Below are 12,114 nucleotides of genomic sequence, written 5' to 3' on the forward strand. Positions count from 1 at the left end.
ACCTATTTTTTAACGGCTGAACATCCAGCCATGGTGGTAATTTTAATTGCTTCAGTTGGTGGTAAATCATCATTACGCTTTACTACTTCTTCAACAACATTTTGGGTCAACTTTTCAAAAGCTTTTTCAAGTGGTGTTGCTGTTTGCATGGCTGCTGGACGACCTAAATCCCCTGCTTCACGGATACTTTGCACTAATGGAATTTCACCAAGAAAACGCACATTTAAATCCGAAGCTAAATTTTTAGCACCTTCTTGACCAAATATATAATATTTATTATTTGGTAATTCCTCTGGTGTGAAATAAGCCATATTTTCTATAATCCCTAAAACGGGTACATTAATGCTTTCTTGTTGAAACATGGCGACACCTTTTTTAGCATCGGCGAGTGCCACATTTTGTGGTGTACTAACAACTACTGCTCCTGTAATAGGAAGCGATTGCATAATGCTTAAGTGAATATCTCCTGTTCCAGGTGGTAAATCAATTAACATGAAATCGAGTTCGCCCCAATGAGCATCAAAAATCATTTGATTTAATGCTTTTGCTGCCATAGGACCACGCCAAACAACCGCTTGATTTGGTTGAGTAAAAAAGCCAATGGATAAAATTTTAACACCATAATTTTCAACGGGTTTCATTTTAGATTTTCCATCAATTGTGGTTGCTAAAGGTTTTTCATTTTCAACATCGAACATAATTGGCATGGATGGTCCGTAAATATCGGCATCCAAAACCCCAACTTTAAAACCCATTTTAGATAAGGTTACGGCTAAATTTGCCGTAACAGTAGATTTTCCTACGCCTCCTTTTCCGGAAGCTACAGCTATTATATTTTTAATACCAGGAATGGCTTTTCCTTTAATTTCATTTTTAGGTTTTGCAGCTGGCGCATCTACCTTCACATTAATAGTGATTTTAGCTTTTTCATAAACATGCTCATGAATAGCTTTTAGGATTTCAACTTCTGTTTTCTTTTTAGCTTGTAAAGTGGGATTGGCAATTGTAATATCAACAATAACCTCATCACCAAAAGTCATCACATTTTTTACAGCACCACTTGCCACCATATTTTGCCCTTCGCCAGGAACTGTTATGGTTTCGAGTGCCTTTAATATATCTTGTTTTTCTAATTTCATAGCCATACTATTTTGTAATGATAAAACAGCTATTGTTTGTGTTTGTAACAATAGTTGCTTAATAGTTTATTGAGAATAATTCTAAACTACAAATATACAGTGAATTGTTTAGAATTTGAAATGCTTTAATTGAAATGATTGATGCTTGGATTTAGTTTAGTTATCGAGGTCTTTACATATATTTTTTACCTTCATTAAAGCTTATAGCTCCCTCATAGGCTCCCAAAAAAGCCTATCAAAATCCTGAATTTGATTTTCAATCACCTTAACACCTTCATTTTCTAAAAGTTGTTGCATGAGGTTGGTACCATGAAAATGATGCTTACCAGTTAACAAACCTTTTCTATTTACTACGCGATGTGCCGGAACATCCTTGGTGTGCGAACCATTCATAGCATAACCAACCATTCGTGCGCTTCGTGCTGCTCCCAAATATTTGGCAATAGCACCGTAACTAGTTACACGACCATAAGGAATTAGCCTTGCCACCTCATAAACCTTCTCATAAAAATTAAGCGTTTCTGGTTTCATTATAAATCCTTTAAAATATTGAAGAGCGTTACAATTGCCACCAGTCCAGTAATAATACCAATAAGATAATTCATGCTTTTTTGAGAGGCTATTTTCCGATCTTTAATTTTATCAAAAAAGATCATGTAAATATACAAAGCCACAAAAGCCCCAGAAGAGGCACCTAACACATACGAAGCAATTCCAATGTTATGAAATTCTAATACTCCAAATGACGCTAAACTAATAGCTACATAAGCTTGGAACGGAATAGGAAAGACATTTATAGACGACAAAAACATACCATGAAAAAATCGGCTTGTTTTACTCCGAACATCAACATCTTTTTTCTCTTTTTCAGTGCACTTGGCTATAAACAGAAAGTACACACTTATTATGGCGAAAATAATTAAAGCCACGATACGTAAAATTTCAATAACGTCTGGATGATTACTTAAATAGCGTGCAAAAACAGTTGCTATTAGCGCCTGAAATATAATGATTAAACAAGCGCCTAAAGAGAACATAATCCCTCGAGTCAGGTTTTCTTTTAAGCTGATTTTAGCAGCTGTCATGTTCAACAATCCTGGTGGCAATGTTGCCAAGAAAGTCGTCAGAAAACTAATAAAGAAAACAAGCGTTATATTCACTAACCTTTAATTTTAAACCGAATATACGTAATTGGTTTGTTTTGTTCTAAATATTGATTTTCGTAAAAAGTTTGTATACTCGTTACTTCCTCGGGACTTCCTTCTTGTTTATAAACATTATGATTGGCGTATAACACCTCATGACCTGCTCCATGCAGTAAACCTAATGTATAACCATGCATAAATTCGCTATCGGTTTTTAAATTCATGACACCATCTGTTTTTAAAATGGTTTTATAACGTGCTAGAAATTCAGCATTCGTCATTCGGTGCTTGGTACGTTTATATTTTATTTGTGGATCCGGAAAAGTAATCCAAATTTCATCCACCTCGTGCGCGGCAAAAGCATGATCTATTAATTCAATCTGCGTACGCAAAAAACCAACATTAGGCATATTATTTTCAAGTGCTGTTTTAGCACCTCGCCAAAAACGTGCACCTTTTATATCCACACCAATAAAATTCTTATGGGGATATTTTTCTGCCATCGCCGTGGTATATTCACCTTTACCACAACCTAATTCTAAAACGATAGGATGCTCATTTTTAAAAAAATCGCGATTCCAATGTCCTTTTAAGGCAAATTCTTTATTCACGAGCTCCTCACGTGTTGGTTGAACAACATTTTTAAAGGTCTCGTTTTCGTTAAAACGTCTTAATTTATTTTTACTACCCAATTTTATTGTATTGTTTAAAAAAGTTTTGACAAAATTACGTAAATATGTGGAAGTGCATATATGCTTACCTTTGTTTTTCATGGAAGAAAAAAAACACATTTTGGTTGCGCCTATAAATTGGGGACTTGGTCATGCTACTAGATGCATTCCAATTATAAAGGCACTCCTTCAGCAAAATTTTATACCCATATTGGCTAGTGATGGTGCTGCATTGACTTTACTGAAATATGAATTCCCTGAACTTACTTGTTTAGAGTTACCCGCTTACAATATTACCTATGCAAAAAATGGGAAAAACTTTAAATACAAACTGCTTAAAGATTCTCCAAAAATTTTAAAAAATATAAAGGCAGAAAAATTAGCAACCGATAAAATTATTGCCGAATATCAAATTAAAGGCCTTATTTCAGATAATCGTTTTGGTGTGTATTCACGCGACATCCCTTCGGTATTTATCACGCATCAACTGCGAGTTTTAAGCGGAAGCACCACATGGTTTAGTACTAAAATGCATAGTCATATTATAAATAAATTCACCCAATGTTGGGTTCCCGACGTTGCTGAAAGCACTAATTTAAGCGGCAAACTAGGACATACTAAAAAGCCCAATTCTAAAGTAAAATATATAGGTCCATTAAGCCGATTTGTTAAAAAAAAGCTTCCAGTAAAACACGACGTTCTTGTTATTCTTTCTGGCCCCGAGCCGCAACGTCAATATTTAGAAACAAAGCTCTTGCATGAATTTGCCACATTTAATGGCCACGTAGTTTTGGTAAAAGGCATTGTAGAAAGCGAAATACTAAAAAACGTTGTTGGTAATATCACGATTTACAATTATTTAACTAGTAGTTTGTTGGAAGATGCTATCAACCAAAGTCAATTAATTGTTTCAAGATCAGGTTACACAACCATCATGGATTTAGCAAAATTAGAGAAGAAAGCCTTTTTTATTCCCACTCCAGGACAATTTGAGCAAAACTATTTAGCTGAACGGTTGCAAGAAACCAATTTGGCTCCCTATTGCAAACAGGATGAATTTACCATGGACAAACTGAAGTCTGTATCCAATTACAAAGGTTTGAGTGCTTATAATTATAAGATAGATTATACCGACTTATTTAGCCTTTTCCATACTGAATGAAAACTCGCTACCCACTTCCAATTCGCTTTCCATGTAAATGCGCTCGTCATGCGCTTCAATAATATGCTTTACAATGGATAAGCCTAAACCTGATCCACCTTCTTTTCGCGAACCACTTTTATCAACGCGGAAAAAGCGTTCAAAAATTCGTGATAAATTCTCTTCGGTAATTCCTTCGCCATTATCAGTAACGCGAACAATGACTTTATTTTTAATTAAGTTTTCAATGCCAATTTCTGTGGTGCCTTTTTCTCTTCCATATTTAATGGAGTTTACAACAAGGTTAGTAATAACTTGCTCAATCCGTTCCTTATCTGCATAAACTAGAATTGCTTCCGGGTAAACTCTATCAAAAGTCAAAGTGATTTTCTTTTTAGCGGCTTTCATTTCAAGCAATTCGAAAACATTTTTAATGAGTTCAACCACATCAAAAACTTCTTTCTTTAAACTTAAATCACCCACTTCTAATTTGGTAATCATATCCAAATCTTTCACAATATAAATAAGGCGTTCTACACCTTTACTAGCCCGCTGTAAATAGCGTTTTCGAATACGTTTATCATCAATAGCACCATCTAATAAGGTTAAAATATAGCCCTGAACAGTGAATAATGGTGTTTTTAATTCATGAGATACGTTTCCTAAAAATTCTTTTCGGTATTCCTCACGAACTTTAAGCGTTTCAATTTCCAATTTCTTGTCTTTGGCATACTTATCAATTTCCTTGGTAAGCGTTGCCATATCAGTAGTTATGGGTTGTTTGGTTAAAGAAGCTGATTCTAGAAGGGTTAAATCGTCGTATATTTTTTTTACACGTCTATATATAAAGCGCTCTACGCGATATTGAATAATAACAAAGGAAACTGCTCCAAACAGCAAAACAAATGGTATAATTAGCCATGTAAATGCTTGAAGGGCAAACAAAAAAACACTCAAAAGGAGTGTTAACAATATGGTAATAAATAGCGATGTTTTAATCGCGAACTTATACGTTTTTTTTAGTTTTTGCATTAATCCACAAACTTATAACCAACACCTTTAACGGTTTTAAATGAATCGTCTCCAATTTTTTCACGTAATTTTCTAATATGAACATCTATAGTACGACCACCAACAACCACTTCATTTCCCCAGACTTTATCAAGGATATCTTCTCTTTTAAAAACTTTGCCTGGTTTTGATGCCAATAAAGATAATAATTCAAATTCTTTTCTAGGCAAAATTAGTTCCTCATCATTTAGAACAATTTTATACTCTTCCCTATTAATCACCAAATTACCAATTTCAACAATGGCTTCCGTTGGTGTATCTTCTTTGAAACGACGCAATAACGATTTCACTTTACTGATTAAAACTTTAGGTTTTATAGGTTTCGTAATATAATCATCAGCTCCTGCGTCAAATCCCGCAACTTGCGAATAATCTTCACCACGAGCAGTTAAAAAGGTTATAATAGTTTCTTTTAAATCGGGTTCTTTGCGCAGAAGCTCACAGGCTTCAATACCGTCCATTTCAGGCATCATAACATCCATTATAATCAGATGCGGCCTTACTTTTTTTGCAAGTTTTACGGCTTTCAATCCATTTTTTGCTGTAAAAATTTCATAGCCTTCAGAAGATAAATTATACCCAACTATTTCTAAAATATCTGGTTCGTCATCTACTAATAAAATTTTGATATTGCGTTTTTTCATAAAGCTCTAAACATTGACTCTTGCAAAGATAAAATTTATAAGCTGCTAAAAACCTCTAACAACTATAAATAACATTAAGGTAACCTTAAGCTTACAAGTTGATAATAATAACATGAGCTAGTTTTCATTTTTTGGCAAACTATCTGATATATTATTTTGTATCTTTACTAATGTCATGTATTGTTGCTTATGAAAACGATTACCTATTTACTTTTTCTTTTTTTTATGCTTTTCAGCCGTATTGGCTTTGCACAATCATCAGATAAAAATGATATGATTCAGGAAGAAAACATGGAGAACTTATCCGTTTATCCAAATCCTGTTAGTCACGGTAAATTATATGTAGTTACTAAAAACAATTTAACAAAGCACGTTGAAATTTATAATGTTCTTGGTAAAAAAATTCTATCCGAAACACTTTCTGGCAAAGAATTAAACATCTCCAAGATAAAGCCAGGTATCTACATCATTAAGATTACGGAAAACAATATCAGCGCTACTAGAAAGCTGATTGTTAAATAAATATTACCTATATTATCTTATTGTAAAAAAGCAACTTATCTATTAATATTTTTAGATAAAAGGCTAATTCTACGTATATTTGTTTTTTAATTCTTTTAAAACAATTAAACATTCAATTATGAAAAAAATTTACTTTTTATTTTTAACGGTTTTAATGACAATGACTTCTTTTGGTCAAGTCTTTATTACTGAACTTGCAGATCCAAATGATAATGCGGATGCTCGTTATATTGAGTTATACAATGCGGGCGCAACCGCTGTTGATTTAAGCACTTGGCGAATAGACAAATATACAAATGCTAGTGCAACGGTATCTCAAACATTAGCTTTAACTGGTACAATTCCAGCTGGTGGTTTTTACATTATTGCTACAGGACCGGAAGACTCTGTATTTCTAGACACATATGGCTTTGCCCCAAACCAATGGGACCCAGCCTCTAACGATGTTGCAGGAAGTAATGGTGATGATAATTTAGAATTATATGATGGTGCAACATTAGTTGACCAATTTGGTGTGCCTGGTGAAGATGGTACTGGAACATGTCACGAATTTGAAGATGGACGTGCAGAGAGAAAAGCATCTGTAACTTCAGGAAATCCAACTTGGGATGAATCTGAATGGAATGTTTGGGCTGATAGTACAGTTTCTGGATGTACATCTCATGTAGGTACACCTCAAGATACTGTAAATTTCGATCCGGGGAGCTGGATTGGTACTGCAACAGGCCCTTTAATTACTGTAGGTGCTGATGTAGCTGGATTAGACTATTTTGAAGGAAATGGTCCTTCTGCTGAAGATTCTTTTAGTGTTGGTGGTGTTAACTTATCAACGGATATTACCGTAACTGCGCCTTCTAACTTTGAAGTGTCATTAACGTCTGGTAGTGGTTTTACAACGTTTGTAACTGTTCCAACTGATGGTACTGGCGTTGCTGCGAGTACAATTGTTTATGTACGTTTAGCTAGTGGTTTAACCCCTGCTACGTATACAGGTAACGCTACAGCTTCTGCAGTAGGAGCTTCAGACGGTGTTGTAGCTTTATCAGGAACTGTTTCAGCTGCTAATCCTTTAGTAACGGTAACGGCCTTTGTAAATGCACTTAATTATTCAGTAGGTTCTGGTCCTTCTAACGAAGATTCATTTTCAGTTGAAGGTTTGTTTTTAACAAACGATATTGTAGTTACTGCGCCAACAAGCTTTGAAGTTTCGTTAACTTCTGGTAGTGGTTTTGCTTCTTCAGTTTCTATTACACCTGATGGTACAGGAGCAATAACGAGTACAGATGTATTTGTTAGACTTGCTGCTGGTTTACCTGTAAATAGCTATGCTGGTGATGTAACAGTTGCTTCCACTGGAACAACGGATCAAACCGTAGCATTATCTGGTAATGTCTTTGGTGCCGCTACAAATTCACTTGTTTTAACAGCAGTTTTTGATGGTCCTCTAGGTGGAGGAACTCCAAAAGGTGTTGAAATTTATGTTTTACAAAATGTTGCCGATTTAAGTTTATATGGCTTAGGCAGTGCTAATAATGGTGGTGGAACTGATGGACAAGAATTTACATTCCCAGCCGTTTCTGCGTCAGCTGGAGATTTTATCTATGTAGCTTCTGAAGCTGTAGAGTTCGCTAATTTCTTTGGTTTTGCTCCTGATTATACAGCTTCTGGCCCAATGGGTATTAATGGTGATGATGCTGTGGAATTATTTGAAAACGGCGTTGTTATTGATACTTTTGGTGATATTAACGTTGATGGTACAGGCGAAGCTTGGGAATATACTGATGGCTGGGCTTACAGAGTATCAGATACGGGTCCTGATGGTGGTTTTGTAATTGCTAACTGGTCGTTTAGTGGTATTGATGCTTTAGATGGCGAAACAACGAATGCTGCCGCTGTTACACCAGTGCCAGTTGGATCATACTCTAATACCTTATCAACAGATTCATTTACATCAACGACTTTCAATGTCTATCCAAACCCTTCAACAAATGGTTTTGTAAACATTTCAAGCCCGTCTGCTGAAGCTATTTCGGTAAACGTTTATGATGTATTAGGAAAGAACGTATTGAATCATACAATTTCAAATAACAGTCTTAATGTATCGTCATTAAATTCTGGGTTGTATATTTTAAGAATAACTCAAAATGGAAATTCAGTTACTAAAAAATTAGTAATTAAATAATCAACTCTATTTATAATTTTTAAAGCGCTACCAATTGGTAGCGCTTTTTTATTTTACATACTTTTGTTGTCATGATACAACCGTCTGACATTTTTAACATTAATTCCGAACAAGCATTCCAAAAACAGGCGCTTGAAGTTTTTAAATATCAGTTTGAAAACAATATCGTGTATCGTTCTTTTTGCGATTTGTTATATAAAAGCCCGAGTGATATTCATCAATTCGAGGACATTCCATTTCTGCCAATTCAGTTTTTTAAGTCACATAATATTGTAAGCACAACCCATACAGTTCAAAAAATATTTACAAGTTCTGGAACTACGGGACAATCAACTAGCAAACACCTTGTAACCGACTTATCTGTATACGAACAGAGCTTTGAAACCGGTTTTGAAACCTTTTACGGTAACGTTGAAAACTATGTGGTTTTAGCCTTACTTCCTAGTTATTTGGAACGTGATGGCTCGTCATTAATATATATGGCAGATGCGTTAATAAAACAATCAAAACAGGTTGAAAGCGGTTTCTATTTAAATAATTTAGAGGCATTAAAAAATACCTTATTAAAATTAGAATCTCAAAACCGAAAGGTAATACTCATTGGTGTGTCCTTTGCGCTATTGGATTTGGTAGAATTTCATCAATTTCAATTGAAAAACACCATCGTTATGGAAACAGGTGGCATGAAAGGCAGACGCAAAGAATTGATTAGAAATGAACTTCATGATATTTTAAAAGAAGGATTCGGTGTTCTTGAAATTCATAGTGAGTATGGTATGACCGAATTATTAAGTCAGGCTTATTCCAAAGGCCATGGCATTTTTAATTGCCCACCATGGATGCGCGTTTTAACCCGTGATACAGAAGATGCCTTAACCATTCAAAAATCTGGTAAAACCGGCGGCTTAAATATAATAGATTTAGCCAATATAAATTCCTGTGCATTCCTTGCAACACAAGATTTAGGAAAAATACACACAGATGGGTCTTTTGAAATTATTGGACGCTTTGATAATTCGGATATTCGTGGATGTAATTTAATGGCTTTGTAAGGAATTGACAATTATTACGACTAAACCTATACTATGAAAAAGATTAATTTTTTTTAGTTGGTTGATTAGAAATGAAACGTCCCGAATTAACTCGGGACGTTTCTATTTATAACCTTTCTTATTTTATATCTGAACTAACATTAGATTACCTTTAATATATAGGTGTTTTTCTTTCCTTTATTAATAATGATGTATTGATTATTTATTAAATCATCATCTGAAAGCATATAGGTATCAGTAACTTTTTCCTTATTCACAGAAATGGAATTTTCTTTTAGCGCACGCCTAGCTTCACCATTGGAAGCTAAAAAATTAGTGTGCGCTGCTAAAGCACCAATCATATCTAAACCTTTATCAAAATCTGTTCTAGTAATTTCTGCTAAAGGCACACCTTCAAAAACATCTAAAAATGTTTTTTCATCCAGGGTTTTTATATCAGCTTTAAACGATTTGCTAAATAAAATATGAGAGGCCTTTTCCGCATTTTCAAAATCAGCTTTGGAATGTACAAAGGTCGTTACTTCTTCCGCTAAACGCTTTTGAAGCAATCGTAAATGTGGTGATTCTTGATGATCTTTTATTAATTGTTCTATAGTTGCTCTATCTAAAAATGTAAAAATTTTGATATACTTTTCAGCATCTTCATCAGAGGTGTTTAGCCAGAATTGGTAGAATTTATAAACCGATGTTTTATCAGCATCTAACCAAATATTACCACCTTCGCTTTTACCAAATTTTGAACCGTCTGCTTTAGTAATTAAAGGACAAGTCATGGCATAGGCTTTGGCTTCTTCTCCAACATGCATACGCCTTACCAATTCGGTTCCGGTTGTAATATTTCCCCACTGATCACTTCCTCCCATTTGAAGTAATACGTTATGATTTTTATACAAGTAATAAAAATCGTAGCCCTGAATTAATTGATATGTAAACTCTGTAAATGACATGCCAACGTTGCCATCTTCCCCTGAAAAACGTTTTTTTACAGAGTCTTTGGACATCATGTAATTTACGGTAATACGCTTACCTACATCTCTAGCAAAATCAATGAATGAAAAATCTTTCATCCAATCGTAATTATTCACTAGAACTGGAGCGTTTTTCGCTTTGGAATCGAAATCTAAAAAACGTGACAATACGCTTTTAATTCCCGCAACATTTTTACTTAACGCTTCTTCATCCAAAAGGTTACGCTCATCGCTTTTTCCTGAAGGATCACCAATCATTCCTGTAGCACCACCTACTAAAGCCATGGGTTTATGTCCCGCTTTTTCAAGGTGTACCAATAAAATAATAGGCACTAAACTACCAATATGAAGCGAATCTGAAGTTGGGTCGAAACCTATATAAGCGGTTGTCATTTCTTTAGAAAGTTGCTCTTCCGTTCCGGGCATGATATCATGTACCATTCCACGCCATCTTAAATCTTCAACAAATGCATTTGCCATTTTATATATCAATAAAAATTAAATAAGCGCAAAGATAAAAATCAATACATAAACCATTGCGCTTTCTGGATAATTCTTTACTTTGTATGTATGATTTTAGTTACAGGAGGAACTGGTTTAGTCGGTTCGCATTTATTATATCGGTTAATAGCAGATAGCAAGGCTGTAAGAGCCATTTATAGAACCAAAGCAAAACAAGAAATTGTTAAACGTGTTTTTTCCTATTATACACAGGATTATGAATCGCTTTTCAATAAAATTGAATGGATAGAAGCTGATTTATTAGATATTCCACAACTTACAGAGGCCTTCAAGAACATAGAATATGTATACCATTGTGCGGCCATGGTGTCTTTTGCGCCTAATGATTACCACAAGCTTCGAAAAACAAATATTGAAGGAACGACTAATATCGTCAATTTATGCATTAGCCATCATGTAAAAAAATTGTGTTATGTGAGTAGTGTGGCCACTATTGGCGACTCTGAAAACAATAGACATGTGGATGAAGAGACTAATTGGAATCAAGAAAAAGATAACAGTGTTTATGCAATAACTAAATATGGTGCCGAAATTGAAATTTGGCGTGGTACTCAAGAAGGCTTAGATGCGATTATAGTGAATCCTGGTGTAATAATTGGCGCAGGTATTTGGAGTCATGGAAGTGGTGAACTTTTTAATCAGGTTTATGAAGGCCTTCCTTTCTACACCAAAGGTCATATTGCTTGTGTAACCGTCAATGATGTTGTTAACAGTATGGTTATGCTTTTAGAAAGCACTATTAAAAATGAGCGCTATATTTTAGTTGCCGAACATATTCCTTACCAAACATTTTTAGCTACCATAGCCAAAACCCTTAATGTAAAACCACCTCATATTGAAGCAAAATCCTGGATGTTAAGCATAGCTTGGCGATTGGATTGGTTTAAACATAAATTAACTGGAAAGCCTAGAAAACTCGTAAAACCAATGTTAAAATCTACATTAAACAAAACCGTTTATAATAACACTAAAATAAAATCGCAATTAAATTTTCAATTTACCTCAATCAGTGATTATATAGAAAATGTGGCTTCACAATTTTTAAAAGAGCATTAAA

Annotated in this window: 12 protein-coding genes; 5 read left to right on the forward strand and 7 right to left on the reverse strand. The window is 34.6% G+C overall.

Features of this window, described 5'->3' with window-relative positions; translation table 11 throughout:
• Positions 1–2 precede the first annotated feature (2 nt).
• The 4 genes from ACFPH8_RS01070 to trmB form a co-directional block, all read right to left on the reverse strand.
• Positions 3–1,139: an Mrp/NBP35 family ATP-binding protein gene (locus ACFPH8_RS01070; RefSeq protein WP_376858114.1), complete on the reverse strand. Its 1,137-nt coding sequence runs from the start codon at positions 1,137–1,139 to the stop codon at positions 3–5.
• Positions 1,140–1,340: 201 nt separating this feature from the next.
• On the reverse strand, positions 1,341–1,670 hold the full coding sequence (locus tag ACFPH8_RS01075) for an MGMT family protein (RefSeq protein ID WP_376858115.1): 330 nt from the start codon (positions 1,668–1,670) through the stop codon (positions 1,341–1,343).
• Positions 1,670–2,299, reverse strand: a complete 630-nt coding sequence (locus ACFPH8_RS01080; protein ID WP_376858116.1) for a LysE family transporter — start codon at positions 2,297–2,299, stop codon at positions 1,670–1,672. Before ACFPH8_RS01080 ends, ACFPH8_RS01075 begins: the two co-directional genes overlap by 1 nt.
• Positions 2,299–2,976: a tRNA (guanosine(46)-N7)-methyltransferase TrmB gene (gene trmB / locus ACFPH8_RS01085; protein ID WP_376858117.1), complete on the reverse strand. Its 678-nt coding sequence runs from the start codon at positions 2,974–2,976 to the stop codon at positions 2,299–2,301. The genes ACFPH8_RS01080 and trmB overlap by 1 nt, the downstream gene beginning before the upstream one ends.
• Before the next feature lie 79 nt (positions 2,977–3,055).
• Here trmB and ACFPH8_RS01090 point away from each other — a divergent pair, with 79 nt between their 5' ends.
• A complete protein-coding gene (locus ACFPH8_RS01090; RefSeq protein WP_376858118.1) occupies positions 3,056–4,117 on the forward strand; it encodes a glycosyltransferase in 1,062 nt (353 codons plus the stop codon).
• On the opposite strand, the gene ACFPH8_RS01095 is transcribed toward ACFPH8_RS01090, so the two are convergent.
• Complete coding sequence (locus tag ACFPH8_RS01095) at positions 4,091–5,128, reverse strand: sensor histidine kinase (protein ID WP_376858119.1); 1,038 nt, start codon at positions 5,126–5,128, stop codon at positions 4,091–4,093. The two genes, ACFPH8_RS01090 and ACFPH8_RS01095, sit on opposite strands and share 27 nt — an antisense overlap.
• Positions 5,128–5,811, reverse strand: a complete 684-nt coding sequence (locus ACFPH8_RS01100) for a response regulator transcription factor (protein ID WP_248396251.1) — start codon at positions 5,809–5,811, stop codon at positions 5,128–5,130. The genes ACFPH8_RS01095 and ACFPH8_RS01100 overlap by 1 nt, the downstream gene beginning before the upstream one ends.
• Before the next feature lie 189 nt (positions 5,812–6,000).
• Here ACFPH8_RS01100 and ACFPH8_RS01105 point away from each other — a divergent pair, with 189 nt between their 5' ends.
• The 3 genes from ACFPH8_RS01105 to ACFPH8_RS01115 all read left to right on the forward strand — a co-directional run bounded on the left by ACFPH8_RS01105 (position 6,001) and on the right by ACFPH8_RS01115 (position 9,567).
• Positions 6,001–6,333 (forward strand): T9SS type A sorting domain-containing protein, encoded by a 333-nt coding sequence (locus ACFPH8_RS01105; RefSeq protein WP_376858120.1) that lies wholly within the window; start codon positions 6,001–6,003, stop codon positions 6,331–6,333.
• 118 nt (positions 6,334–6,451) lie between these two features.
• Positions 6,452–8,515: a lamin tail domain-containing protein gene (locus ACFPH8_RS01110; protein ID WP_376858121.1), complete on the forward strand. Its 2,064-nt coding sequence runs from the start codon at positions 6,452–6,454 to the stop codon at positions 8,513–8,515.
• A 71-nt stretch (positions 8,516–8,586) separates the two neighbouring features.
• Entirely contained in the window at positions 8,587–9,567 is a 981-nt protein-coding gene (locus ACFPH8_RS01115) for a LuxE/PaaK family acyltransferase (RefSeq protein WP_376858122.1), read from the forward strand.
• 140 nt (positions 9,568–9,707) lie between these two features.
• Here the strand turns inward: ACFPH8_RS01115 and tyrS are convergent, their stop codons facing one another.
• Positions 9,708–11,015 carry a tyrosine--tRNA ligase gene (gene tyrS / locus ACFPH8_RS01120; RefSeq protein ID WP_376858123.1) on the reverse strand — a complete coding sequence of 436 codons (1,308 nt, stop codon included), beginning with the start codon at positions 11,013–11,015 and terminating at the stop codon, positions 9,708–9,710.
• A 90-nt stretch (positions 11,016–11,105) separates the two neighbouring features.
• On the opposite strand from tyrS, the gene ACFPH8_RS01125 reads away from it, so the two are divergent.
• A complete protein-coding gene (locus ACFPH8_RS01125; protein WP_248396263.1) occupies positions 11,106–12,113 on the forward strand; it encodes an NAD-dependent epimerase/dehydratase family protein in 1,008 nt (335 codons plus the stop codon).
• Position 12,114: the final 1 nt, after the last annotated feature.

The sequence above is a fragment of the Bizionia hallyeonensis genome (genome assembly GCF_042657385.1).
Classification (GTDB): Bacteria; Bacteroidota; Bacteroidia; order Flavobacteriales; family Flavobacteriaceae; genus Algorimicrobium; species Algorimicrobium hallyeonense.